A 23,813-nucleotide genomic window follows, 5' to 3' on the forward strand; every position below is an offset into this window, starting at 1 on the left:
CGGTACGGAGAGCGGGACGTCTGTCGGCATCGTGCATCACAGTGCACTGTCCAGTCCAGAGTAATATCCTCCCGGCCCTCTGGACAGGACCGTAAAGCACCTACGTACCTGACGATGAGCCCCGCACCCCGCCCGGGTCAACTCGGTTCCGTCATGCGGACCCCATTCCTCCGGACCGGGGCCCGGCGCCCCCCACGGCCGGAGTGCGCGGCCGTCGGCGCGGGGAGGTGCGCCCGGAGACGGCGACGCGACGCAGGACGTCCATGGGGACTGGCCGAGTGGCTGATTCCGCACGGGTACTGCGGCACCCCGGCCGACGACTCCATGAAACCCCCTGCTTTCTGTGGCAGTTGGGGCGTGCACCGTCCTGGCGGTGGCCGGTGACAGCGCCCGCACGGGCCCCGCGCGGGGCTCGGCCCCTTTTGCGGGTACGGTCCCCCTGACGCCCCGTGCCCGCCCCACCACACCCACCGAGGTCCCGTGCGCCGACTCATCACCCGCCTCTGGCGCCTGCTGCGCCCCCTCCAGAGCCGCGTCATGTGGCTGCTGCACGCCAAGTTCGTGGTCGGCGTGACCGGCGTCGTGCGCGACGACGAGGGGCGCGTGCTGATGCTCCGGCACCGGATGTGGCCGCCGGGCCGCCAGTGGGGCCTGCCGAGCGGCTTCGCGCGCAAGGGCGAGGACTTCCGGGCGACGGTGGTGCGCGAGGTCAAGGAGGAGACGAACCTCGACGTGGAGGTGGGCCGTCTGGTGATGCTGAACAGCGGCTTCCGCACCCGCGTGGAGGTGGCCTACGAGGCCCGTCTGCTCGGCGGCGAGCTGCGCCTCGACCCCTTCGAGATCCTGGAGGCCCGCTGGTGCCGCCCGGACGACCTCCCCGAGGGCGTCCAGCCGGTGTGCCACCCGCTGGTACGGGGCGAGACCGCGCCGTGACGGCCGCCGCCCCGTCCCGCGGCTGCCCGCCGCCGCGGAAGGCCGGGCGCGGGCTCAACCGGGGGGCGTGACCGGGGACCGCAGGCCGAGCCACTGCTCGGCGTCCCAGGCCCGGAACCGCTCCACCTCGGTGAACCCCAGCTTCGCCGCGAGGCGCATCGAGCGGACGTTGGCGGTCTGGGTGGCGAGCACCACCGGCTCGCCGGGAAGGACGCCGGCGAACCAGTCGAGGGCCGCCGCGCACGCCTCGGCCGCGTACCCGGATCCCCACGCCCGCGGCAGGAACAGGTAGCCGAGACCGACCTTCCCCGCGGCGGCCGGGCGACGGTGCTCCGGCGCCCTTCCGAGCAGGACCTGGCCGATCATCGCCCCGTCGAGATCGACGACGAAGCTCCCGGGCCACCGCCCGGGCACCTCGGGCAACCCGCGCTCGAGCTCGTCACGCGGGCGGGGCCCGCCGAGGTAGGCGTGCACCTCCGGCGACGCCAGCAGCTCGACGAACGCCGCACGGTCCCGGGCCTCGGGCCCGCGCAGCACGAGCCGCTCGGTCCTGATCGGGGCGGGCGGCCAGGCGACGGGTCCGAGGCCGGTCATGCCGGCCACCCCATCAGCAGGCTCGGCGGCGATCAAGACGTGCGGGAGGAGCGCCGGTTCGTTCGAGCGCGGTGTGGGCACGAGAGCGGCGGCTGCTCACCCCTCTCCGTCCAGGGCGGCCGCCAGCACCTCCGCCAGGTGCCGTCCCCGGACGCCCGTCAGTTGTTCCAGCTGCGTCCGGCAGGAGAAGCCGTCGGCCAGGACCACCGCGTCCTCCGGGGCCTCCCGCACCGACGGCAGGAGCCGGTCCTCCGCGCAGGCCACGGAGACGTCGTAGTGGCCCTTCTCGAAGCCGAAGTCTCCTGCCAGGCCGCAGCAGCCGCCGCTCAGTTCACCGGTGAGACCGGCGGCGGCGCGCAGCGCGCGGTCGGCCGTGTCGCCCAGGACCGCGTGCTGGTGGCAGTGGGTCTGGCCGGTGACGGGGCGGTCCAGGCGCGGCGGGGTCCAGTCCGGCGCGTACCGCTCCAGGGTCTCCGCGAAGGTGAGGACCCGCTCGGCCAGGTGTGCCGCGCGCGGGTCGTCGTGGAGGAGTTCCGGGGCGTCCGTGCGCAGGGCCGCCGCGCAGCTCGGTTCCAGGACGACCAGCGGGGCGTCCGTGGCCAGCACCGGTTCCAGGAGGTCCAGGGTGCGGCGCAGCACCGTGCGGGCGCGGTCGAGCTGGCCCGTGGAGACGTACGTCAGGCCGCAGCAGACCCGTCCCGTGCGGGCCGCCAGCAACCGCGCCGCCGATCGTGAGCGGGCGTCACCGACCGGCGGGCGCCCGCGCAGCCGCAGCGTCGGCGGCAGCACCACCCGCAGCCCCGCCGATTCCAGGACGCGTACGGCCGCGCGGCCCACCGACGGCGACAGGTGCTCGGTGAAGGTGTCCGGCCACAGGACCACCGGCGCGCCCTCACCCGAGGGCGCGCGCCGTCCCCGCCACCACCGCGTGAACGTCTCCCCGGCCACCCGGGGGATCTCCCGCTCCCCCGCGATCCCGCCCAGCCGTTTCACCACGCTCGCGAGCGGGCCCACCGAGGCCAGGGCGTTCACCGCCCCCGCAGTCCTCGTCCGCGCGACCCAGCCCAGCCACACCGGCAGCCACCCCATCGCGTAGTGCGCGGCCGGGCGGCGGCGGCCCGCGTAGTGGTGGTGGAGGAACTCCGCCTTGTACGTGGCCATGTCGACCCCGACCGGGCAGTCCGAGCGGCAGCCCTTGCAGGACAGGCACAGGTCCAGCGCGTCCCGCACCTCCGTGGACCGCCAGCCGTCGGTCACCAGCTCACCGGCGAGCATCTCGTGCAGCAGCCGGGCGCGCCCGCGCGTGGAGTGCTCCTCCTCGCCCGTCGCCCGGAACGACGGGCACATCACCGCCGGACCCGCCACCGACGTCGTACGGCACTTGGCGACGCCCACGCAGCGGCGCACCGCCGCCGAGAAGTCGCCGCCGTCGGCCGGGTAGCCGAAGGCCACGTCCACCGGCTCGCGCGGCAGGACGGAGAAGCGGAGGTTCGCGTCCAGGGGCGCCGGGCGGACCAGCATGCCCGGGTTGAGCAGGCCGTCCGGGTCCCAGACGCCCTTCACCCGCTCGAAGAGGGCGACCGTCTCCGCGCCGTACATGCGCGGCAGCAGCTCGGCCCGCGCCTGTCCGTCCCCGTGCTCCCCGGAGAGGGAGCCGCCGTGCGCCACGACCAGGTCGGCCAGCTCCTCCGAGAACCGCCGGAAGCGGGCGACGCCCGGCCCGGTCAGCAGGTCGAAGTCGATCCGGACGTGGACGCAGCCGTCCCCGAAGTGCCCGTACGGGGCGCCGTGCAGCCCGTGGGAGGCGAGCAGGGCGCGGAAGTCGCGCAGGTACGCGCCGAGCCGGGCGGGCGGCACCGCGCAGTCCTCCCAGCCGGGCCAGGCCTCCGTGCCGTCCTGCATCCGGGTCGCCGTGCCGCTCGCGTCCTCCCGGATCCGCCACAGCGCGCGCTGCCGGGCCGGGTCGGTGACCACCAGGGCGTCCACGACGTCCGCCCCGCGGACGATCGCCTCCGCACGCGCGCGTGCCTCCGCCGCCGTCTCCCCGCCGGTCTCCACGAACAGCCAGGCCCCGCCGCGCGGGAGGTCCGCGGCGGACGGCACCAGGTCGGCCGCCATGCCCTCCACGGTCAGCGGCCGGTACGGCAGCAGCCCCGCCGCCGCCTCCGCCGCACCGCCCTCCTCCGCGTACGCCAGCACGGCGAGCGCCCGCGCGCGGGGCGCCCGTACGAGGTCCACGACCGCCTCCGTGAGCACGCCCAGCGTGCCCTCCGAGCCGCAGAAGGAGCGGGCGACGTCGGCGCCCTTCTCGGGCAGCAGGGCGTCCACGGCGTATCCGGAGATGCGGCGGGGGAGGCCGGGGAGACCCGTGCGCAGGCGGGCCAGCTCGCCGTCCACCAGCTCCCGCAGTCCCGCCGGGGCCCCGGCCCACCCCCGTCCCGGTCGCAGCCGCTCCCCGCCCGCGGTGACGACCGACAGTTCCCGCACGCTGTCCGCCGTGGTGCCCCAGGCGACGGAGTGGGAGCCGCAGGAGTTGTTGCCGATCATGCCGCCGAGGGTGCAGCGGCTGTGCGTGGAGGGGTCCGGTCCGAAGCGCAGCCCGTGCGGGGCGGCGGCCTCCTGCAGCCGGTCGAGGACGAGGCCGGGCTGGACGACGGCCGTGCGCGCCCGCGGGTCGAGGGAGAGCAGGCGGTTCATGTGCCGGGTGAAGTCGAGCACCACCCCGGTGCCGGTCGCCTGGCCCGCGATCGACGTGCCGCCGCCCCGCGCGACCACCGGGACGCCGTGCGTCCGGCACACCGACAGGGCCGCCGCCACGTCGTCGGCGTCCCGGGGGGCCACCACGCCGAGCGGCACGCGGCGGTAGTTGGAGGCGTCCATGGTCGTCAGCGCCCGCGCGGTCGTCCCGAAGTCCACCTCGCCGCGCACGGCCGCCGCCAGCCCGGCCCGCAGTTCCCGCAGATCCGTCATGCCCTCAGGATGCCTCCGCCGGACCGCCACCGCCGGACCGCATCCGCCGGGCGGCCCGCGGCGGAAGCGCGCCCCCGGCGGCGGCTCGCCGGGGGCGCGGACACCCTGTGCGTTGGGTCAAATAACAAGAACGGAAGCGGATTCTTCCCAAGACGATCACGAACTCTCATATAGTGACCGCGAGTTGCGCGCAGTTGTCGGTACTCATCCGGAAGCGCCTCCCGAAGCGACCCCGGAACCGGTCCGGCGACCCATGGAACCGACCGAGGGCCGCGCAGACGACGGTGCACGCCCGCGGACCCGACCGAGGATTCGACCGAGGACCCTGATTGATGACCTCCCCCCTGCTCCCCGGCGACCGCCCCACCCCCCGCAGCCTCCTGCCCGTCCCGCTGCTCACCGCGGTGCTCGCCGGACTCGCGGTCACCGCCGCCGCCCTTCTCGGGCCGGACTCCGCGCGGGGCGCCGTCGCGGTGACCGGGACGGTCGCCGTCCTGCTGCTGTGCGCGGCCGCCACGGTGGCCGCGCACGCCGTGCTGTCGGCGCGGGCGGCCCGCGGGCGGCTGGAGGCCGTCACCCAGGACGTCGGGCGGCTGCTCCAGGAGCGGGCGCGGCTGACCGAGGAGTCGCGCCGCCAGCACGAGCGGCTGACCGGCGAACTCACCCGGGAGCGCGCCCGGTTGTCGGCCGACCTGGACCAGGAGCGCGGCCGCCTCGCCGAGACCCTGGCGGCCGAGCGCGACCGCCTCGCCGAGCAGCACGCGGCCGACGTCGCCCGCCTGGCGCAGGAGCACGCCGAGGAGCGGGCCCGGCTCACGGACGACCACGCCGCCGAGCTGAAGCGGCTCACCGAGGAGCACGCCGAGAAGCTGCGCCTCATCACCGAGGAACACCAGGCCCACACCGACCGGTTGGCCCGCGACCACGCGGAGGAGCGCGACCGGCTGACCGAGGAGCGGGACCGGCTCGCGGCGGACCGGGACCGGCTCACCGACGGGAACGCGCGGCTGGCCGCCCGGCTGCGCGAGGCCACCGGCGCCCGCGCCGCCGCGCTGTCCGCGACCGCCAACGCGGCCGGCCGGATGCAGGCGCTGGCCACCGGCATGCTCGCGGACCTGCGCGCGATGGAGGACAAGCACCACGACGAGGAGGTCCTCGCCGACCTGCTGCACCTCGACCACCGCACCGCGCAGGCGGGCAGGCTCGCCGACTCCGTCGCCGTCCTCACCGGCGCCCGCTCCGGGCGCCGCTGGGCCAGGCCCATCGCCATGGAGTCGATCCTGCGCGGCGCCATGGGCCGGATCAGCGGCTACCAGCGGGTCCGCGTCCACTCCACCAGCGACACCGCCGTCGCCGGGCACGCCGCCGAGGGCGTGATGCACGCGCTCGCCGAACTCCTGGACAACGCCGCCAACTTCTCGCCGCCGACCGCCGAGGTCCACGTCTACGTCGAGGAGGTCCCGGCCGGGGTCATCGTGTCCGTCGAGGACAGCGGGCTCGTCATGGGCGAGGCCCAGCTGCGCCGCGCCGAGCGCGCCGTCTCGGGCGAGTCCTCCGACCTCGGGGGCCTCACCGGCACCCGGCTCGGCCTCGCCGTGGTCGGCCGGCTGGCCCGGCGGTACGGGCTCCGGGTCTCCTACCGTCCCTCGGCCCGCGGCGGCACGGGCGTGCTGGTGCTCATCCCGCAGGACATCCTCGTACCGCCGGACGCGTCCCCGGCCGCCGACGCCGCGCCGGCCGGCGGCACCACCGCCCCGGTCACCGGCGGCGCCCCGTCGACCGCCTCCGCCGCGCTCGCCGCCGCCGGGACGCCCGGGCCCACCGGCTCCAGCGACTCCACCGCGTCCGCCGCGCAGGCCCCGGCGGCCGGAGCGCCGGCGGCCGAGGGCCTCCCCCGCCGCCGGGGCGGCCGCACGGAGGCCGCGCGGACGGACGCCGCCGACGGGGCGGAGCCGGAGACGAGCCACGGCGCCGCGCACGACACCCCTCCGGCGGAAGGGGCGAGGGCGTCCCGCGAGACCTCCCGCCCCGCCTCCTCCGCCCCCGCCGCCTCCTACGCGGCCTCCCGCGCCGGAGCCGACCTCGACCCCGACCCGGTGCCCACGCACGGACCCGCGGGCGAGCCCTCGAACGAGGACACCGGCCCGTACCCGCTGGTGCTGCCCCGCCGCCGCCGGGGCCGCACCCTCGCCGAGGCCGAGCGCACGCGTTCCGGCGGCCCCGCCGCCCCGCGGCCGGCCCCGACCGCCGAGGAGACGAAGGCCCGTACGGCCCGCTTCAGCAGCTTCCGCCGGGCCGTACGCGCCACCGCCCCGGACGACGCGTCCGCCGGCCCGACCACCCCGGCCGCCCCGGCCGCCCCCGGCACCGTCCCGGACGACGGCACCGCCCCCGACCCGACCCCCGAAGCACGACCCACCCCCGCGACCCCGGAAGGCGACACCACCTCATGACCGGCACGACGACCGCCGACGAGAAGCTCACCTGGCTGATAGAGGGCCTGCTGGAGCGCACGCCGGGCGCGAGGCACGCGCTCGTGCTGTCCCGTGACGGCCTGAAACTGTGCCGCACCCCGGAGCTCTCCGCCGACCAGGCCGACCAGCTCGCCGCGATCGCCGCCGGCATCCAGTCGCTGTCGCACGGCGCCTCGGTCGAGTTCGGCGACGGCAGCGGCGGTGTGCGCTCGGCGATGACCGAGTTCTACGGCGGGGTGCTGTTCATCGTGGAGGCCGGCGAGGGAGCGCACCTGGCCGTCGTCACCACCGAGGACGCGGACGCCGGGCTCGTCGGGCACAACATGAGCGAGCTCGTGGAACAGCTCGGCGAGCACCTGACCGCCCGGCCCCGGACCTCATGAGCAGGCCCGGCAGGGACGACGCCCCGGACCGGCTCTACACCCTCACCCAGGGGCGCAGCAGTTCGGGGCCCGACAACCCCTTCGACCTGGTGACCCTGGTCGTCGCCGAGTGCGACCCGGTGCCCGGCATGCAGTCCGAGCACGCGGCGATCCTGCGGCTGACCGAACGCCCCACGGCGGTCGTGGAGATCGCGGCCGAGCTGAAGCTCCCCGTGAGCATCACCCGGATCCTGCTCTCCGACCTCCTCGCGGCGGGACGGGTCAGCGCCCGTCACCCCCGCAGAGCCGCCGTTCCCGACCCCGACATCCTGGAGCAGGTGCTCGTTGGACTCCGCAACCTCTGAGACGCACACGGCGTCCGAGACGCGCACGCCGCTGGGCGCGTCGGCCGACAACGGCCTGAAGATCGTGGTCGTCGGCGGCTTCGGCGCCGGCAAGACGACGATGGTCCGCTCGGTCAGCGAGATCCGTCCCCTCAACACCGAGGAGACGATGACCCAGGCCGGCGAGGACGTCGACGACACCCGCGGCGTGCGCGGCAAGACGGCGACCACCGTCGCCTTCGACTTCGGCCGCATCACGCTCGACGCGCACAACGTGCTGTACCTGTTCGGCGCGCCCGGGCAGGAGCGCTTCTGGTTCCTGTGGGACCGGCTGTTCTCCGGGACGCTGGGCGCGGTGGTGCTGGTGGACACCCGGCGCATCGACGACTCCTGGTACGCCATCGACCGGCTGGAGAAGCACGGCACGCCGTTCATCGTGGCCTGCAACGACTTCGGCGGCCCCGCCTTCCCCCCGGAGCAGGTCCGCGAGGCCCTCGACCTCGACCCGCACGTCCCGCTGGTCGGCTGCGACGCACGGTCCCGGGAGTCCAGCAAGCTGGTGCTGATCACGCTGGTGGAACACATCCAGGCCCTGTACGCCGACCCCGCCCGAGCCCCCCGTCAGGAGCTGGTGTGAGCCCCGCTTCCGTCCCCGACGCCGTCCGCTTCAGCGGGCCCCTGCTCCAGGACGACCCGGCCCGGGTGTACCGGGAGATGCGGCGCGCGCACGGCAGCGTGGTCCCGGTGCTGCTGGACGGCGACGTGCCGGCCTGGCTGGTGCTCGGCTACCGCGAGCTGCACCAGATCACCGGCGACCCGGTGCTGTTCAGCCGCGACTCCGACCTGTGGAACCAGTGGGAGAACATCCCCGACGACTGGCCGCTGCTGCCGATGATCGGACGCAGGCAGCCGTCGATCCTGTACACGGTCGGCGAGCGGCACCGCGAGCGGGCCGGGATGCTGGTGAACGCGCTGGAGGCGGTGGACCCGTTCGAGCTGCGCTCCCACGCCGAGAGGTTCGCGGACGAGCTGATCGACGGCATCTGCCCCAAGGGCGGCGCCGACATCGTCGCCGAGTTCGCGATGCTGCTGCCCGTGCGGGTCCTCGCCCGGCTCTACGGCTTCACCGACGAGGAGGGCCCGGCCCTGGTCACCGCCCTCAACGACATGATCGACGGGCGGGAGCGGGCGCTGGCGGGCCAGGCCCACCTGGCCACGTCGATGATGAAGCTGGTGGCCGACCGCAAGGAGAGGCCCGCCGAGGACGTCGTGTCCCGGATGCTCGCCGACACCTCGGGCTTCACCGAGGAGGAGATCGGCCAGGACCTGATGGTGATGATGGCGGCCGGGCACCAGCCGACCGCCGACTGGATCGGCAACTCGCTGCACCTGATGCTCACCGACAACCGGTTCGCCGCCTCCCTCTTCGGCGGCCGCAACAGCATCGCCGAGGCCATGAACGAGGTGCTGTGGGAGGACACCCCCACCCAGAACGTGGCCGGCCGCTGGGCCTCCCGCGACACCCAGCTCGGCGGCCGCCGCATCCGCGCGGGGGACCTGGTGCTGCTCGGCCTGCAGGGCGCCAACTCCGACCCCCAGGTGCGCACCGACGGCTCGGCCCTGACCGGCGGCAACAGCGCGCACTTCTCCTTCGGCCACGGGGAGCACCGCTGCCCGTTCCCGGCGCAGGAGATCGCCGAGGTGATCGCGCGGACCGGCATCGAGGTCGTCCTGGACCGGCTGCCCGACATCGACCTCGCGGTGCCGGCCGCGTCCCTGACCCGCCGCCCGTCACCGTGGCTGCGCGGGCTGTCCGAACTCCCGGTCACCTTCACACCCACCCCCGCCCTTGGAGGCACGCTCGCATGACGGTTGGCACCGACTCGTCGACGATCACGCCCGGCACCGGACAGGCCCCCATCCGCCTCGACCCGTTCGTCACCGACCTGGACGGGGAGAGCGAGGCGCTGCGGGCCGCCGGGCCCCTGGCCGCCGTGATGCTGCCGGGCGACGTCCCGGTGTGGGCGGTCACCCACCACGCCGAGGCGAAGAAGCTGCTCACCGACCCCCGGGTGGTGAAGGACATCAACGTCTGGGGCGCCTGGCAGCGCGGCGAGATCGCCCCCGACTGGCCGCTGATCGGCCTGGCCAACCCGCCCCGCTCCATGCTCACCGTGGACGGCGCGGACCACCGCCGGCTGCGCACCCTGGTCGCCCAGGCGCTCACCCCCCGCCGGGTGGAGCGGATGCGCGAGCGGATCACGGAGCTGACCGAGGGCCTGCTGGACGACCTGGCCGCGCAGGGCGGCGACACGGTCGACCTGAAGGCGGTGTTCGCCTACCCGCTGCCGATGTACGTGATCGCCGACCTGATGGGGCTGGCCGAGGAGCGGCTGCCGCGGCTGAAGGTGCTGTTCGAGAAGTTCTTCTCGACGCAGACCCCGCCGGAGGAGGTCGTCGCGACGCTGACCGAGCTGGCCGAGATCATGGGCCGGACGGTCGCGGAGAAGCGCGAGAACCCCGGCGACGACCTGACCTCCGCGCTGATCCAGGCGTCGGAGGACGGCGACCACCTCACCGACGAGGAGATCGTCGCCACGCTCCAGCTGATGGTCGCGGCCGGCCACGAGACGACGATCTCCCTGATCGTCAACGCGGTGGTCAACCTCTCCACCCACCCCGAGCAGCGCGAGCTGGTGCTGTCCGGCGAGGCGGACTGGTCGGCGGTGGTCGAGGAGACCCTGCGCTGGTCCACGCCCACGTCCCACGTGCTGATCCGGTTCGCGACCGAGGACGTACCGGTCGGCGACAAGGTGCTGCCCGCCGGTGACGCGCTGATCGTGTCGTACGCGGCGATCGGGCGCGACGAGCAGGCCCACGGTCCGACGGCCGGCGCCTTCGACATCACCCGCGAGAGCGCCAACCGCCACATCTCCTTCGGCCACGGCCCGCACGTGTGCCCGGGTGCGGCCCTGTCCCGCCTGGAGGCGGGCGTGGCGCTGCCCGCCCTGTACGCGCGCTTCCCGGAGCTGGACCTGGCGGTGCCCGCCGCGGAACTGCGCAACAAGCCGGTGGTCACCCAGAACGACCTCTACGAGCTGCCGGTGCGGCTCGGGGCCTGAGCACCGGGTCCGTCGGCCGGCCCCGCCCCGGGCCGGCCGACACCCGTCTCAGCCGACGGACGACGTTTCGCCCCGGTTTCGCTGAGCCGCTAGGCTCCGGTCGTGGCTGAGATCCAGATTCCCGCTGACATCAAGCCCGCCGACGGTCGATTCGGCGCGGGCCCCTCCAAGGTGCGGACGGAAGCGCTGGACGCGCTGGCCGCGACCGGCACGTCCCTGATGGGCACCTCCCACCGCCAGGCCCCGGTGAAGAACCTGGTCGGCAAGGTGCGCGAGGGCATCTCCGAGCTGTTCCGGCTCCCCGACGGCTACGAGGTGGTCCTCGGCAACGGCGGCTCCACCGCGTTCTGGGACATCGCGACCCACGGCCTGATCGAGAACAAGTCGCAGCACCTCAGCTTCGGCGAGTTCAGCTCCAAGTTCGCCAAGGCCGCGAAGCTCGCCCCGTGGCTCGCCGAGCCCACCGTCGTCTCCTCCGACCCGGGCACGCACCCCGAGGCCGAGGCGGAGGCGGGCGTGGACGTCTACGCGTTCACCCACAACGAGACCTCCACCGGCGTCGCCATGCCGATCCGGCGCGTCGCCGGTGCCGACGAGGGCGCCCTCGTCCTCGTGGACGCCACCTCCGGCGCGGGCGGCCTCCCGGTCGACATCGCCGAGACCGACGTCTACTACTTCGCCCCGCAGAAGTCCTTCGCCGCCGACGGCGGCCTGTGGATCGGCGTGTTCTCCCCGGCCGCGATCGAGCGCGCCGAGCGGATCCACGCGAGCGGCCGCCACGTGCCGGAGTTCTTCTCGCTGCCCACGGCGATCGACAACTCCCGCAAGAACCAGACGTACAACACCCCGGCCCTCGCCACGCTGTTCCTGCTGAACGAGCAGCTGGAGTGGATCAACGGCCAGGGCGGCCTCGACTGGGCGGTCCGCCGCACGGCCACCTCCGCCCGCACCCTGTACGGCTGGGCGGAGGACGTGAAGTTCGCCAACCCCTTCGTCGCCGACCCGGCCAAGCGCTCGGCGGTCATCGGCACGATCGACTTCACGGACGAGGTGGACGCGGCCGCCGTCGCCAAGGTGCTGCGCGCCAACGGCGTCGTCGACACCGAGCCCTACCGCAAGCTCGGCCGCAACCAGCTCCGCGTCGCGATGTTCCCGGCGGTCGACCCGGCGGACGTCGAGGCGCTGACGAAGTGCGTCGACTACGTGATCGAGAAGCTCTGAACGGTCGTGCGTGCGTGAGGGGCGCCCGGCGGCGGACCGCCGGGCGCCCCTCACGCGTACCGGCTCACCGGCTGAGCCGCTGGAACCTGCGCACCGCGAGGGGCAGGAAGACCGCCGTCAGGACGAGCGGCCACACGCCCGCCATCAGCAGGGCGTGCTGCTCGACCCAGGAGTCCCCGCCGCCGACCGGCGTGCCGAACAGGTCGCGGGCGGCCGCCGCCGTGGAGGAGATCGGGTTCCAGGCCGCCACCCAGCCCAGCCAGTCCGGCATCAGCTGCGGGGCGACGAAGATGCTGGAGATCATCGTCAGCGGGAAGGCGACCGCGAACAGCCCGCCCGCCGCCTCCGGGTTGGGCACCAGCAGCCCCAGCCAGACCCCGATCCAGATCAGCGCGAACCGCAGCCACAGCAGCAGTCCGAAGGCCGCCAGGAAGCCCCAGCCGCCGTCCGGCCGCCAGCCCATGGCCAGCGCGGTCAGCATCATGATCGCCAACTCCGCGCAGGCGACGACCAGATCGGTCACGCCGCGCCCGGCCACCACCGCGGACGAGGCCATCGGCATCGAGCGGAACCGGTCGATCACGCCCTTGGTGGAGTCGTAGACCACCACGGTCGCCGTGTTGATGAAGCCGAACGCCATCGTCATCACGAACATGCCCGGCATCAGGAAGTCCTGGTAGTCCCCGCCGCCGGGCACCTTCATCGCGCTGCCGAAGACGTAGCCGTAGAGCAGCACGGACAGGATCGGGAAGCCCAGCTGCCAGGCGATGTTGACGGGCTGGCGCCGGTAGTGGGTGAGGCCGCGGCGGACGATGTTCCAGCAGTCCGCGAGCACCCAGTACGTGCGGCCGTGCGCGGCCGGTCCGGTCAGGTCGAGGGCGCTCACGCCGCCGCCTCCTTCGTCCGCGCGACGTCCGTGCGGTGTCCGGTCAGGCGCAGGAACACGTCGTCGAGGCTGGGCCTGCGCAGCCCGATGTCCTCGACCCGCACGCCCTCGTCCTGCAGGGTGCGCGCCACCTCGGTCAGCGCGGCCACCCGGTCGCTCACGGGGGCGTGCACCCGCAGCTCGGTGTCGTCGGACTCGGGTTCGCCGTCGGCGACCCGTGCGACCACCTTCACCGCGCGCGGGACGTCGGAGCGCTCGGCGACCACGACCTCGATGCGGTCGCCGCCGACCAGGTTCTTCAGCCCGTCCGGGGTGTCGTCGGCGATGGCCCGTCCCTGGTCGATGACGGTGATCCGGGAGGCCAGCTTGTCGGCCTCCTCCAGGTACTGCGTGGTCAGCAGCACGGTCGTGCCGTCCGCCACCAACGCCCGTACGGCCTCCCAGACCTCGCCCCGGCTGCGGGGGTCCAGTCCGGTGGTCGGCTCGTCCAGGAAGAGCACGGCCGGGGCGAGGATCATGGAGGCGGCGAGGTCGAGGCGGCGCCGCATGCCGCCGCTGTAGCCGCCGACGCCCTTGTCCGCGGCGTCGGTCAGGTCGAACCGCTCCAGCAGTTCGGTGGCGCGCGCCCTGGCCCGTCTGCCGCCGAGGTGGAACAGCCGCCCGAACATCTCCAGGTTCTGCCGCCCGGTGAGCACCTCGTCCACGGCCGCGTACTGCCCGGTGAGCCCGATCCGCGCCCGCACCTCGCGCGCCTGCCGGGCGACGTCGAGCCCGGCCACCGTGGCCCGCCCGCCGTCCAGGCGGACGAGCGTCGACAGGATGCGCACCGCGGTGGTCTTGCCGGCGCCGTTCGGCCCGAGCAGGCCGTGCACGGTGCCCTCCCGGACGGCGAGGTCGAAGCCGTCGAGGGCGCGCTTCTCGCCGTAGCGCTTCTCCAGGGCCTCGGCCCGGACCGCGTAACCGTCGTTCATGGGTCCCCCTTCCAATAACTGGGTACACCGTACCCGATTGCGCGTACGCCGTACCCGGTTTTCCCGCGCGGAATTAGACTGCCCCCATGAGCAGCGGTACGGGCGGTACGGAGACCAGCGGCAGCGGCGACATCGCCCGCACCCTGGACCTGCTGTGGGACACGGGCCGGCGGCCCAGCCGGGGTCCGAAGCCGGGTCTGACGCTGGACCGCATCGTCGAGGCCGCCGTCGAGGTCGCGGACCGGGACGGGATCGGCGCGCTCTCGATGCGCCGGATCGCCACGGAACTCGGCACCGGCACGATGTCCCTGTACCGCTACGTCCCCGGCAAGGCCGAACTGCTCGACCTGATGCTGGACCGCGTGCAGCGCACCTCGGACGACCCCGCCGACCTCGGCGACGGCACCTGGCGCGCGGCCCTGGAGGCCCTGGGCCGCGCCATCCTCGCCCTGTACCGCCGGCACCCCTGGCTGCTGGAGGTCAACCAGTCCCGCCCGATCCTCGGCCCGGCCGCGCTCGACGGCATGGAGAAGGTGCTCGCCCGGATCAAGCCGATGGGCCTGTCCGACCCCGAGCTGCTGTCGGCGATCATCATGATCGACGGATACGTGGTCGGGGCCGCCCGCACCCAGCTGTACCAGGAGCAGGCCGAGCGCAGCTCGGGGCTGACGGACGCGCAGTTCTGGGAGGCCCAGCGGCCGGCCCTGGAGAAGGCCATGAACAGCGGGCGCTACCCCGTCCTGGCCGCCCTCTCCGAGGACACCTTCGACCCCGGCTTCGACCACTTCGAGTTCGGGCTGCAGCGGATCCTGGACGGGCTGGAGGCGTTCGTCGCCCGGCGGACCGCGGGGTGACGGGCCGTCGGCCGGGGTTCACCCCCGGCGGCGCGACCGCCCCAGCCCGAGCAGGACGGCGCAGACCACGACCGCCACGACGGCGCCACCGACCTTGACGGTGTTCCCGGCCCCGTCCCCGGCGCCGTCGGCGCTCTCCCGGCCCTCCGGTCCCCCACCGGACGAGGACCCCTTCCCCCCGCCCCCGCCGGGCGCCTCCCGGGACTCGACCGCGCTCTGCCCGCCCTCGCTCCCGTACATCAGCCGGGAGCCGTCGGCGGAGTAGCTGACGGACTCCCCCTGCCCCTGGAGCGGCACGCTCAGCCGCCCCTCGCGCCGCGGCCTGCCGCCGTTCCAGGCGTAGTGGATCCCGCCGAAGTACCCGCGCACGGCGAGCCGTTCCCCGTCCGGGGAGAACGCGGCGTCGGTGGCCCACAGCTCGACGGGGGCGACCGGCCGGAAGACGTTGCTCCCGGACGCCGACAGCTCGGCGGGCCCCTCGTACAGGTGCCCGCCCTCCTCCTTCTTGTCGATGATGTAGACCCGCCCGGTCTTCGGGTGGACGAGCAGGGACTCGGCGTCCCGTGCCCCGTCGGAGTACTTCACGACGTACTGCGTGGCCCGCACGCTCTGGTCCCGGAGCTCCTTCGGCTCGGGCAGCTCGTAGATCCACACGTACGGCCACGTGCCCCCGAGGTTGTCCCCGATGTCCCCCACGAAGATCCTGCCGCCGGGTCCGACGGCGACGGCCTCGACGTCCCGGGGCGTGCCGACGCCGGTGAGGGTGATGCGGGCCGCGGTCTCGCCGGTCGCGCTGTCGACGGCGTAGAGGTAGGGGCCGTCGTCGCTGTCGTTGTGGGTCCAGTAGACGCCGGGGTGGAGGCGGGAGGCGGCGAGCCCGCTGGACTCGGTGATGCGCGGGTCCTTGATCGTGAACGAGTCGTTCCCGCCGTCGGCCGCGGAGGCGGCGGGCGCGGTGAGCGCGCCCACGAGGAGGGTCGCGGCGAGCAGGGCGAGGGGTCGGCGCATGCCCCAAGCCTGCCATCCGACGCCGCAGTTCAGGGGACGTCCGGGATCACCCTGTCGCGTGGCCGGTCTCACACCCCGTGGACGACGGTGATCCACGATGATGAGCGGATGCTCAGGTTCATGCCCGTCGGTGACTCCATGACGATCGGAAGCGCGGGCGAGCACACCTGGCGCTACCGGCTGTGGCGGCACCTGTGCGGGGCGTACGGCGGACCGTTCACCTTCGTGGGCCCGCGCGAGACGCTCTACGACAAGTCCGCCGAGGCCCCGGTCTCGTACGCGTACGCCGATCCGGACTTCCCCCGCGCCCACCTGGCCGGCTGGGGCGAGGGCTGGCACCACCTGACCCCGCTGATCGGGGACTCCGTCCGCACCGCCCGCGCCGACGTCCTGCTGGTCTCCCTCGGCCTGATCGACCTCGGCTTCTACACGAACGCCGAGCAGACCGCGGACAACGTCCGCGCCTTCGTCGCCGACGCCCGCGCGGCCCGGCCGTCGGTGCGCATGGTGATCATGCCGGTGCTCCACAACGTCCGCGCCGACCAGGACGCCCCCTTCGCGGCCCAGGTCGCCCGCTTCAACGACCTCCTCGCCAAGACGGTCATAGACCTCGGCACCGACTCCTCCCCCCTCCTCCTCGCCGACCCGGCCCCCACGTACGACTTCCGCACCGACACCTACGACGGCACCCATCCCAACGAGGCCGGCGAGCACAAGATGGCGGCGGCCTTCGCGGACGCGATGTGGCGGGGATGGGACCTGGGCGGACCGTACGGGGCGGCGTAGCCGCCGGGGACCCCCGGCGTGTGCGCCCCGCCCCGTGCCCTGATCACCGTGCGTATCGTCGTACCGCGCGGTCGCACTCGTCCGTGGAGTGGCCGGGGAGGAGCGCCACGACGACCGTCCCCGAAGACAGGACCGCGATGGCCGAGAGCGACGACACGCGCCGACTCGACGAAATGTCCGAGCGACTCGAGAGGATGCCCGTCCCCGAGGGACACGAGGTCGAAATCGTCGGGGGGCCGTCTCCACGGCGCCGCAGCGGGACATCCGCCGGGAAACCATTCGCGTGATCCTCTGGGCCCCGGAGGGCCGTTTCGGGCGGCAGGCCACGCTGTTCTCGGACGTCCGCATCGACTTCCCCGGCCCCCGGAACGGTTTCTGCCCGGACGGGGCGAAGACCGGGGACGGAGCGCAGAAGGACGACAGCGTCAGGTGGCGCTACGAGGACGTGGAGTTCGTCGCCGGAGTCGTCCCGAAGGACACGGCGCGGAACGACTACGGCCCCGAGAGGACCGCGTACGCCCTCGCAGAGGTGCCGGTCTACCTGGCCGCCGATCCCTGTGCCCGCAAGTGCCGCCTGTTCACCCACCCCAGGAACGGCACCTACGTGAGCGACACGTCCGTCGACCACGGCGGGGAGGTCGACATGACGGCCACCCATGTGGGCCTCTGTGGGCCTCGTCCTCAGGACCGGCGACTTCCCCCACGAGTGACCCCCCTTGCCTAGAGCGCACTCCAGGCCGTTGGCTAGGCGTTCATGAAGTACACACAGCTCGGACGCACCGGACTCAAGGTCAGCCGCCTCGTCCTCGGGACGATGAACTTCGGTCCGCAGACCGACGAGGCGGACAGCCACGCCATCATGGACGCGGCGCTGGACGCGGGCATCAACTTCTTCGACACCGCCAACGTCTACGGGTGGGGCGAGAACAAGGGCCGCACCGAGTCGATCATCGGCAACTGGTTCGCGAAGGGCGGCGACCGGCGCGACAAGGTCGTCCTCGCCACCAAGGTGTACGGGAACATGGGCGCCGACGGCGAGGCGTGGCCCAACCACGACAAGCTCTCCGCGGTCAACATCCGCCGGGCCGTGGACGCCTCCCTCAAGCGGCTGCGGACCGAGTACATCGACCTCTACCAGTTCCACCACATCGACCGCGCCACCCCGTTCGAGGAGATCTGGCAGGCCGTCGACGTCCTGGTCCAGCAGGGCAAGATCCTCTACGCCGGCTCCTCCAACTTCCCCGGCTACAAGATCGCCCAGGCCAACGAGATCGCGGCCCGGCGCGGCGGCACCATCGGGCTGGTCAGCGAGCAGTGCCTGTACAACCTCGCCGAGCGCCGCGCCGAGATGGAGGTCGTCCCGGCCGCGCGGGACTACGGGCTCGGCGTCATCCCCTGGTCGCCGCTGCACGGCGGTCTGCTGGGCGGGGTGCTCAAGAAGGAGGCCGAGGGCGTGCGCCGCGCCTCAGGACGGGCCGCCGAGACGCTCGCCGACCCCGCCGGCCGCGCGCGGATCCAGGCGTACGAGGACCTGCTCGACAAGCACGGCGTCGAGCCCGGCGAGGCCGCCCTGGCCTGGCTGCTCACCCGGCCCGGCGTGACCGGCCCGATCGTCGGCCCGCGCACCGCGGAGCAGCTGGAGAGCGCCCTGCGGGCGGTCGAGCTGGAGCTGGGCGAGGAGCTGCTGGCCTCGCTCGACGAGATCTTCCCGGGCCCCGGGCCGTCCCCGGAGGCCTTCGCCTGGTAGCGGCGGGCACGCCGCGGTGACGGGCGGCGGCGCTACTTTCCGAGCGCCGCCGCCAGCGCCACCACCACGAACATCAGCACGAGCGCACCGGCCATGATCCGGTTACGGGTCTTCGGGTCCACGCCCACGAGCCTAACCGGACGTCCCGAGCGGCCAGCGGGCGACCGCCTCGTAGCGGGGCTGCTCGCCCGGCACTCCCGACTTCGGCAGGTTGCTGCGCACCAGCGCCAGCTCGCCCACGGTCCAGGTGCGGCTCCGGAAGCCGTGCAGCGCCTCCAGGTGCGGCCGGGTGTCGACGCCGTCCCGGCTGCGGGCGACCGTCAGGTGGGCCTTGTAGCGGCGGTGCTCCCCCATCGGCACGCCCGCCTTGCGCGCCGCCGCCTCGGCCCGGTCGGCCAGCAGGCGCATCGTGCGCAGGTCGCCGTCCGCACCGGTCCACAGGGCCCTGCCGTGCCCGAACTGGCCGCCGCCGCTGAGCGCCAGCTCGAACGGCTCCGTACGGGACGCGGCCCGCTCCAGGCGGGCGGTCAGCCCGGGGACGAGCCCGTCGTCGACCTCGCCGTAGAAGGCGAGCGTGAAGTGCCAGCCGGGCCGGCCGGTCCAGCGCAGGCCGTCGGCGCCGGGAAGCTTCCTCAGCAGGGCCACCTCGGCGGCGAGCTCCCGGGTGACGTCCTCGGGGGGCAGCACGGCGGCGAAGAGTCTCATGCGTCCAGTCTGCCGGTCGTGACCCCGTCACCGTGCGTATCGTTGTACCGCGCGGCCGCACTCGTCCGGAGCGCGGCCGGGGAGGAGCGCCACGGTGACCGTCCCCGAAGACAGGATCCAGATGGCCGAGAGCGGCGACGCACTCACGCTCGACAGGATGTTCGAGTGGCTGGAGAAGATGCCCGTCCCCGAGGGGTACAGGACCGAGATCGTCGGGGGCCACATCTTCATGACGCCGCAGCGGGACACCCACTGGGAGATCGTCCTGGACATCGTCGAGCAACTGCGCGCGAAGTACCCGCGCGGGCGCGTCAAGTCCGACGTCCGCATCGACTACCCGGGGCACCTCAACGGCTTCGCCTCCGACGTGACCCTGATGGCCGAGGGCGCGGAGAAGAACGCCAAGGGGCTGTGGCGCTGCGAGGACGTCGCGTTCGTCGCCGAGGTGATCTCCAGGAGCACCGCCGGCAACGACTACGGGCCGAAGAAGGACACGTACGCCGCCGCCGGCGTGCCGGTGTACCTGATCGTCGACCCGTACACCGGCGAGTGGCACCTGCACACCCTGCCGAAGGACGGCGCGTACCGCGGCACCGCGCGCTACGACTTCGGCATCGAGGTCGACCTGACCGGGACGGCCGTCGGCCTGGTCCTCGGGACCGACGAGTTCCCCCGCGACTGACCGGGCGGCCGCCCCCTACGCCACCGGCGCCAGCGCCTCCTGCCGCTCCCTGGGCACGAACCGCACCCGCGGGTGCCCCCGGTGCCAGCCGACCGACAGGCGCAGCCCGCCGACCCTGGCCAGGACCAGGCCGATCACGGCCGCCGCGGCCATCGCGACCGCGCCGCCCGCCGCGAGGCCGACCCGGGCGCCGTAGGTGTCGGTGACCCACCCGACGACGGGGGCGCCGACCGGCGAGCCGCCGAGGAAGACCATCATGTACAGGGCCATGACGCGGCCCCGCACGGCCGGGTCGGTGGACATCTGGATGCTGGTGTTCGTGGTGACGTTGACCGTCATCGCGAACAGGCCGACGGGGATCATCAGCAGGGCGAACATCCACAGCTCCGGAGCCCCGGCGGCCAGGATCTCCAGCGCGCCGAAGGCCAGCGCGGCCAGGACGAGCAGCCGCAGCCGGGCCGTGCCGCGCCGGGCGGCGAGCAGCGCGCCGGCCAGGGAGCCGACCGCCATCAGGGTGTTGAACATGCTGTAGGCGCCCGCGCCCCCGTGGAAGACGTCGTCGGCGAAGGCCGACAGGTAGACGGGGAAGTTGAAGGCGAAGGTGCCGACGAAGCCGGTCAGGACGATCGGCCAGAGCAGGTCGGGGCGTCCGGCGACGTAGCGCAGGCCCTCCCGCAGCTGCCCCTTGCCGCGCGGGGCGCGCTCGACGGCGTGCAGCTCGCGGGCGCGCATCAGCAGCAGGCCGGCGAGCGGGGCGACGAAGGACAGGCCGTTGAGGAGGAACGCCCAGCCCGTGCCGACGCCGGTGATCAGCAGGCCCGCGACGGCGGGGCCGACCAGGCGGGCGGACTGGAAGTTCGCGGAGTTCAGGCTGACCGCGTTCTGCAGCTGGCCGGGGCCGACCAGCTCGGAGACGAAGGCCTGGCGGGCCGGGTTGTCGACGACGGTCGCGAGGCCGAGGGCGAAGGCGGCGACGTAGATGTGCCAGACCTCGACGCGGTCGGTCAGGACGAGGACGGCGAGCACGACCGAGGTGAGGGCCATCGCGACCTGCGTGACGATCAGCGTGGGACGCTTGCGCAGGCGGTCGACGAGGACGCCGCCGTACAGGCCGAACAGCAGCATCGGCAGGAACTGCAGGGCCGTGGTGATGCCGACGGCGGCGGCGGAGCCGGTGAGGCTGAGCACCAGCCAGTCCTGGGCGATGCGCTGCATCCAGGTGCCGATGTTGGAGACCACCTGGCCGAGGAAGAACAGGCGGTAGTTCCTGATCCTCAGCGAGGAGAACATCGAGGACGTGCGGCGGGTGGCGGTGTCGGGGGCGGTCGGCTTGTCGTGGGGGTCAGGTGCGGGGACGGAAGCTGCTCCGGGTCCCGTACTCAAAGGGGTTCGCCTCCTAGCTGCGGCTTTCCTACAGGTGCGCGAGTTTCTCCAGCACGGGGGCGGCGGCGCGGAGCCTCGCCCACTCGTCCTCGTCGAGCCCCTCGACCAGCGACGCCAGGAACGCGTTCCGCTTGCGGCGGCTCTCCTCGAGCATCGCCTCGGCCTGTTCGGTCTGCGTCACGACCTTCTGGCGCCGGTCGTCGGGGTGCGGCTCCAGCCGGACCAGGCCCTTGGCCTCCAGCAGGGCCACGATGCGGGTCATCGAGGGCGGCTGGACGTGTTCCTTGCGGGCGAGTTCACCCGGGGTGGCCCGGCCGCAGCGGGCCAGGGTGCCGAGCACCGACATCTCGGTGGGGCTGAGCGACTCGTCGACCCGCTGGTGCTTGAGCCGACGGGACAGCCGCATCACGGCGGAGCGGAGGGCGTTCACGGCGGCTGCGTCGTCGCCATGGCTGAGGTCCGGCATGTTCGTTAGCGTAACTCATTACTCTCGCTAAGGACCACTCGGGGCGGGCGCCGGCGCCCGTGACTCCGGTCACGGGTGTCCGAGACCACTCATACGGGTGATCAATCCACGGAACGCGGTACACCGCACCGAAGAATGCGGCAACGCTCGTGCCATGGGGACCGAGGTGCTCAGCCTGCGCATGGACCGCGAGCTGCTGGAGCGGCTCCGGCACCATGCCGCCAGACGCGGCATGAGCGTCCAGGACTACGTCGTCCGGACGCTCATGCGCGATGACTTCGACCAGCGGTTCCAGACCGCCGTCGAGGAGACGGAGAAGTTCTACGGCGTCACCTGATCCCGTACCGCCTGCGCGGTGCGGGCCGGGTCGTAGTCCTCGGGCACGCCCTCGACCAGGATGACGTCGCCCTCGATGTGCCGCGAGCGCAGCGGTGCGATCTCCCGGTAGGCCGGGGAGTCCCACCAGGCCCGCGCCTCGGCGATCCCGGGGAAGCCGATCAGCACGACGTGCCCGGGCCAGTCGCCCTCCTTCACCTCGTGCTGCGCGCCGTGGACGAGGAAGCGGCCGCCGTACGGCTCGAAGGTGGCGGTGATGCGCTCGATGTACTCGGCGATCTCCGGGTGCGCGGCGGCATCCCGCAGGTGGGCTATGGCGTAGGCGGGCATCGTGCTCCTCCGGTCGGTCGGGGTTCCGTGCTCCACCGGATCGTGGCACACCGGGGCGCCGGGGTCGATGATCTCGCGGACACGCGGGCACCGCCCCGGCGGACGCGGTCTGCCCCGGTCCGGCCGGGCCGGACCGGGGCAGGCCGGATCAGGTCATGCCCAGTGTCGGCATCAGGTCAGGCCCAGGGCCGGCATCAGGTAGTAGAAGGCGAAGACCGCCGACACCGCGTACATCGCCGCCGGGACCTCCCGGCCGCGCCCGGCCGCCAGGCGCATCACCACGAAGGTGATGAAGCCCATGCCGATGCCGTTGGTGATCGAGTAGGTGAACGGCATCATCACCATCGTCACGAAGGCCGGGACGGCGATCGTGTGGTCCGCCCAGTCGATCTCCTTGACCGAGCCCGCCAGGATCAGGAAGCCCACCGCGATCAGCGCCGGGGTGGCCGCCTGGGACGGGACCATCGTGGCGACCGGCGTGAGGAACAGCGCCAGCGCGAACAGCCCGCCGGTGACGACGTTGGCGAAGCCGGTGCGCGCGCCCTCGCCGACACCGGCCGTGGACTCCACGAACGCGGTGGTGGCCGAGGCGGAGCTGGCGCCGCCCGCGGCGACCGCGACGCCGTCGATGAACAGGACCTTGTTGACGCCGGGCATCTGGCCCTGGGCGTCGGTCAGCTTGGCCTCGTCCGAGACGCCCATGATCGTGCCCATCGCGTCGAAGAAGCACGACAGCAGCACGGTGAAGACGAACAGGATGCCGGTCAGCACGCCGACCTTCTCGAAGCCGCCGAACAGGCTGACCTCGCCGATCAGGCCGAAGTCGGGGGTGGCGACCGGGTTGCCGGGCCACTTGGGGGTCGTCAGGCCCCAGGAGGGGATGTCGGCCATGGCCTCGATGAGCACGGCGACGACCGTCATCGCGACGATCGAGATGAGGATCGCGCCGGGCACCCTGCGCACGATCAGCGCCAGCGTGAGCAGCACGCCGAGGACGAAGACGAGGACCGGCCAGCCGGTGAGGTGACCGGTGCCGCCGAGCTGGAGCGGGACGGTGGTGTGGGCGGCGTCCGGGATGCGGGAGACGAACCCGGCGTCGACCAGGCCGATCAGCATGATGAACAGGCCGATGCCGATGGCGATGGCCTTGCGCAGGCCGTAGGGGACGGCGTTCATCACGCGCTCGCGCAGACCCGTGGCGACCAGGAGCATGACGACGAAGCCGGCCAGCACCACCATGCCCATGGCGTCCGGCCACGCCATGCGCGGCGCGAGCTGCAGCGCGACGACCGAGTTCACGCCCAGGCCCGCGGCCAGCGCGATCGGGACGTTGCCGATGACGCCCATGAGGAGCGTGGTGAACGCCGCCGTCAGGGCGGTCGCGGTGACCAGCTGACCGTTGTCGAGCTGGTTGCCGTACATGTCCTTCGCGCTGCCCAGGATGATCGGGTTCAGCACGATGATGTAGGCCATCGCGAAGAAGGTGGCGAAACCGCCGCGGACCTCGCGGGACAGGGTGCTGCCCCGCTCGGAGATCTTGAAGTAGCGGTCGAGGGCGCCGGGCGCGGGCCCGGACCCCGGCTGATCGGGCAGGGGGGCCTTGGCGGGGGCCGACGTGGACATGCGGGACCTCATCACC

Annotated in this window: 24 protein-coding genes; 14 read left to right on the top strand and 10 right to left on the bottom strand. The window is 73.5% G+C overall.

The window, feature by feature from the left end:
* Positions 1-480 precede the first annotated feature (480 nt).
* Positions 481-933, top strand: coding sequence for an NUDIX hydrolase (locus FHS37_RS21410; protein ID WP_184823694.1), 453 nt, complete (start codon positions 481-483; stop codon positions 931-933).
* Positions 934-987: 54 nt separating this feature from the next.
* Here the strand turns inward: FHS37_RS21410 and FHS37_RS21415 are convergent, their stop codons facing one another.
* Positions 988-1,527, bottom strand: a complete 540-nt coding sequence (locus tag FHS37_RS21415) for a GNAT family N-acetyltransferase (protein WP_184823696.1) — start codon at positions 1,525-1,527, stop codon at positions 988-990.
* A 96-nt stretch (positions 1,528-1,623) separates the two neighbouring features.
* Entirely contained in the window at positions 1,624-4,497 is a 2,874-nt protein-coding gene (locus tag FHS37_RS21420; protein ID WP_184823698.1) for an FAD-binding and (Fe-S)-binding domain-containing protein, read from the bottom strand.
* A gap of 332 nt (positions 4,498-4,829) precedes the next feature.
* On the opposite strand from FHS37_RS21420, the gene FHS37_RS21425 reads away from it, so the two are divergent.
* The 7 genes from FHS37_RS21425 to serC all read left to right on the top strand — a co-directional run bounded on the left by FHS37_RS21425 (position 4,830) and on the right by serC (position 12,020).
* Entirely contained in the window at positions 4,830-6,950 is a 2,121-nt protein-coding gene (locus tag FHS37_RS21425; RefSeq protein ID WP_184823700.1) for an ATP-binding protein, read from the top strand.
* Positions 6,947-7,354: a roadblock/LC7 domain-containing protein gene (locus FHS37_RS21430; RefSeq protein ID WP_004986664.1), complete on the top strand. Its 408-nt coding sequence runs from the start codon at positions 6,947-6,949 to the stop codon at positions 7,352-7,354. Before FHS37_RS21425 ends, FHS37_RS21430 begins: the two co-directional genes overlap by 4 nt.
* Positions 7,351-7,698, top strand: coding sequence for a DUF742 domain-containing protein (locus FHS37_RS21435; RefSeq protein WP_184823702.1), 348 nt, complete (start codon positions 7,351-7,353; stop codon positions 7,696-7,698). Before FHS37_RS21430 ends, FHS37_RS21435 begins: the two co-directional genes overlap by 4 nt.
* Entirely contained in the window at positions 7,679-8,314 is a 636-nt protein-coding gene (locus FHS37_RS21440) for a GTP-binding protein (RefSeq protein ID WP_229889911.1), read from the top strand. The genes FHS37_RS21435 and FHS37_RS21440 overlap by 20 nt, the downstream gene beginning before the upstream one ends.
* Entirely contained in the window at positions 8,311-9,546 is a 1,236-nt protein-coding gene (locus FHS37_RS21445) for a cytochrome P450 (protein WP_184823704.1), read from the top strand. Before FHS37_RS21440 ends, FHS37_RS21445 begins: the two co-directional genes overlap by 4 nt.
* Complete coding sequence (locus tag FHS37_RS21450; protein WP_184823705.1) at positions 9,543-10,799, top strand: cytochrome P450 family protein; 1,257 nt, start codon at positions 9,543-9,545, stop codon at positions 10,797-10,799. Before FHS37_RS21445 ends, FHS37_RS21450 begins: the two co-directional genes overlap by 4 nt.
* Before the next feature lie 102 nt (positions 10,800-10,901).
* On the top strand, positions 10,902-12,020 hold the full coding sequence (serC, locus tag FHS37_RS21455; protein WP_184823707.1) for a phosphoserine transaminase: 1,119 nt from the start codon (positions 10,902-10,904) through the stop codon (positions 12,018-12,020).
* 64 nt (positions 12,021-12,084) lie between these two features.
* Here serC and FHS37_RS21460 read toward each other — a convergent pair whose 3' ends face one another.
* Together FHS37_RS21460 and FHS37_RS21465 are read right to left on the bottom strand one after the other, a co-directional pair.
* Complete coding sequence (locus FHS37_RS21460) at positions 12,085-12,906, bottom strand: ABC transporter permease (protein WP_184823709.1); 822 nt, start codon at positions 12,904-12,906, stop codon at positions 12,085-12,087.
* A complete protein-coding gene (locus tag FHS37_RS21465) occupies positions 12,903-13,877 on the bottom strand; it encodes an ATP-binding cassette domain-containing protein (RefSeq protein WP_184823710.1) in 975 nt (324 codons plus the stop codon). Before FHS37_RS21465 ends, FHS37_RS21460 begins: the two co-directional genes overlap by 4 nt.
* Positions 13,878-13,963: 86 nt before the next feature.
* On the opposite strand from FHS37_RS21465, the gene FHS37_RS21470 reads away from it, so the two are divergent.
* Positions 13,964-14,731, top strand: a complete 768-nt coding sequence (locus tag FHS37_RS21470; RefSeq protein WP_184823712.1) for a TetR/AcrR family transcriptional regulator — start codon at positions 13,964-13,966, stop codon at positions 14,729-14,731.
* An 18-nt stretch (positions 14,732-14,749) separates the two neighbouring features.
* On the opposite strand, the gene FHS37_RS21475 is transcribed toward FHS37_RS21470, so the two are convergent.
* On the bottom strand, positions 14,750-15,739 hold the full coding sequence (locus FHS37_RS21475) for a WD40 repeat domain-containing protein (protein ID WP_184823714.1): 990 nt from the start codon (positions 15,737-15,739) through the stop codon (positions 14,750-14,752).
* Between the two features lie 108 nt (positions 15,740-15,847).
* Here FHS37_RS21475 and FHS37_RS21480 point away from each other — a divergent pair, with 108 nt between their 5' ends.
* The 3 genes from FHS37_RS21480 (at position 15,848) to FHS37_RS21490 (ending at position 18,272) form a co-directional block, all read left to right on the top strand.
* Positions 15,848-16,525 (top strand): SGNH/GDSL hydrolase family protein, encoded by a 678-nt coding sequence (locus tag FHS37_RS21480; protein ID WP_184823716.1) that lies wholly within the window; start codon positions 15,848-15,850, stop codon positions 16,523-16,525.
* A gap of 283 nt (positions 16,526-16,808) precedes the next feature.
* Positions 16,809-17,249, top strand: coding sequence for a Uma2 family endonuclease (locus FHS37_RS21485; protein WP_308439468.1), 441 nt, complete (start codon positions 16,809-16,811; stop codon positions 17,247-17,249).
* 30 nt (positions 17,250-17,279) lie between these two features.
* Positions 17,280-18,272: an aldo/keto reductase gene (locus FHS37_RS21490; RefSeq protein ID WP_184823718.1), complete on the top strand. Its 993-nt coding sequence runs from the start codon at positions 17,280-17,282 to the stop codon at positions 18,270-18,272.
* Positions 18,273-18,404: 132 nt separating this feature from the next.
* Here the strand turns inward: FHS37_RS21490 and thpR are convergent, their stop codons facing one another.
* The gene (thpR, locus tag FHS37_RS21495; protein WP_184823720.1) at positions 18,405-18,977 is read right to left on the bottom strand and encodes an RNA 2',3'-cyclic phosphodiesterase; all 573 of its coding nucleotides are present in this window, start codon (positions 18,975-18,977) and stop codon (positions 18,405-18,407) included.
* Positions 18,978-19,071: 94 nt separating this feature from the next.
* Here thpR and FHS37_RS21500 point away from each other — a divergent pair, with 94 nt between their 5' ends.
* The gene (locus tag FHS37_RS21500; RefSeq protein ID WP_184823722.1) at positions 19,072-19,659 is read left to right on the top strand and encodes a Uma2 family endonuclease; all 588 of its coding nucleotides are present in this window, start codon (positions 19,072-19,074) and stop codon (positions 19,657-19,659) included.
* A gap of 15 nt (positions 19,660-19,674) precedes the next feature.
* On the opposite strand, the gene FHS37_RS21505 is transcribed toward FHS37_RS21500, so the two are convergent.
* The gene (locus FHS37_RS21505) at positions 19,675-21,042 is read right to left on the bottom strand and encodes an MFS transporter (protein ID WP_184823724.1); all 1,368 of its coding nucleotides are present in this window, start codon (positions 21,040-21,042) and stop codon (positions 19,675-19,677) included.
* A gap of 28 nt (positions 21,043-21,070) precedes the next feature.
* Entirely contained in the window at positions 21,071-21,508 is a 438-nt protein-coding gene (locus tag FHS37_RS21510; RefSeq protein ID WP_184823726.1) for a MarR family winged helix-turn-helix transcriptional regulator, read from the bottom strand.
* Between the two features lie 154 nt (positions 21,509-21,662).
* Between FHS37_RS21510 and FHS37_RS21515 the strand changes: the two genes are divergently transcribed.
* A complete protein-coding gene (locus FHS37_RS21515) occupies positions 21,663-21,845 on the top strand; it encodes a ribbon-helix-helix protein, CopG family (RefSeq protein WP_184823728.1) in 183 nt (60 codons plus the stop codon).
* Here the strand turns inward: FHS37_RS21515 and FHS37_RS21520 are convergent.
* Together FHS37_RS21520 and FHS37_RS21525 are read right to left on the bottom strand one after the other, a co-directional pair.
* A complete protein-coding gene (locus FHS37_RS21520; protein ID WP_184823729.1) occupies positions 21,830-22,174 on the bottom strand; it encodes a DUF1330 domain-containing protein in 345 nt (114 codons plus the stop codon). The two genes, FHS37_RS21515 and FHS37_RS21520, sit on opposite strands and share 16 nt — an antisense overlap.
* 171 nt (positions 22,175-22,345) lie before the next feature.
* Positions 22,346-23,797 carry an NCS2 family permease gene (locus tag FHS37_RS21525; protein WP_184823731.1) on the bottom strand — a complete coding sequence of 484 codons (1,452 nt, stop codon included), beginning with the start codon at positions 23,795-23,797 and terminating at the stop codon, positions 22,346-22,348.
* Positions 23,798-23,813 lie beyond the last annotated feature (16 nt).

It is taken from the genome of Streptomyces griseomycini (genome assembly GCF_014203535.1).
GTDB lineage: Bacteria > Actinomycetota > Actinomycetes > Streptomycetales > Streptomycetaceae > Streptomyces > Streptomyces griseomycini.

What these genes read in the sequence shown, in the direction of transcription:
- FHS37_RS21415 (WP_184823696.1), bottom strand. Translation starts at nt 1,527, where the DNA reads ATGACCGGCCTCGGACCCGTCGCCTGGCCGCCCGCCCCGATCAGGACC.
- FHS37_RS21420 (WP_184823698.1), bottom strand. Translation starts at nt 4,497, where the DNA reads ATGACGGATCTGCGGGAACTGCGGGCCGGGCTGGCGGCGGCCGTGCGC.
- FHS37_RS21425 (WP_184823700.1), top strand. Translation starts at nt 4,830, where the DNA reads ATGACCTCCCCCCTGCTCCCCGGCGACCGCCCCACCCCCCGCAGCCTC.
- FHS37_RS21430 (WP_004986664.1), top strand. Translation starts at nt 6,947, where the DNA reads ATGACCGGCACGACGACCGCCGACGAGAAGCTCACCTGGCTGATAGAG.
- FHS37_RS21435 (WP_184823702.1), top strand. Translation starts at nt 7,351, where the DNA reads ATGAGCAGGCCCGGCAGGGACGACGCCCCGGACCGGCTCTACACCCTC.
- FHS37_RS21450 (WP_184823705.1), top strand. Translation starts at nt 9,543, where the DNA reads ATGACGGTTGGCACCGACTCGTCGACGATCACGCCCGGCACCGGACAG.
- FHS37_RS21465 (WP_184823710.1), bottom strand. Translation starts at nt 13,877, where the DNA reads ATGAACGACGGTTACGCGGTCCGGGCCGAGGCCCTGGAGAAGCGCTAC.
- FHS37_RS21470 (WP_184823712.1), top strand. Translation starts at nt 13,964, where the DNA reads ATGAGCAGCGGTACGGGCGGTACGGAGACCAGCGGCAGCGGCGACATC.
- FHS37_RS21475 (WP_184823714.1), bottom strand. Translation starts at nt 15,739, where the DNA reads ATGCGCCGACCCCTCGCCCTGCTCGCCGCGACCCTCCTCGTGGGCGCG.
- FHS37_RS21480 (WP_184823716.1), top strand. Translation starts at nt 15,848, where the DNA reads ATGCTCAGGTTCATGCCCGTCGGTGACTCCATGACGATCGGAAGCGCG.
- FHS37_RS21490 (WP_184823718.1), top strand. Translation starts at nt 17,280, where the DNA reads ATGAAGTACACACAGCTCGGACGCACCGGACTCAAGGTCAGCCGCCTC.
- thpR (WP_184823720.1), bottom strand. Translation starts at nt 18,977, where the DNA reads ATGAGACTCTTCGCCGCCGTGCTGCCCCCCGAGGACGTCACCCGGGAG.
- FHS37_RS21510 (WP_184823726.1), bottom strand. Translation starts at nt 21,508, where the DNA reads ATGCCGGACCTCAGCCATGGCGACGACGCAGCCGCCGTGAACGCCCTC.
- FHS37_RS21515 (WP_184823728.1), top strand. Translation starts at nt 21,663, where the DNA reads ATGGGGACCGAGGTGCTCAGCCTGCGCATGGACCGCGAGCTGCTGGAG.
- FHS37_RS21520 (WP_184823729.1), bottom strand. Translation starts at nt 22,174, where the DNA reads ATGCCCGCCTACGCCATAGCCCACCTGCGGGATGCCGCCGCGCACCCG.
- FHS37_RS21525 (WP_184823731.1), bottom strand. Translation starts at nt 23,797, where the DNA reads ATGTCCACGTCGGCCCCCGCCAAGGCCCCCCTGCCCGATCAGCCGGGG.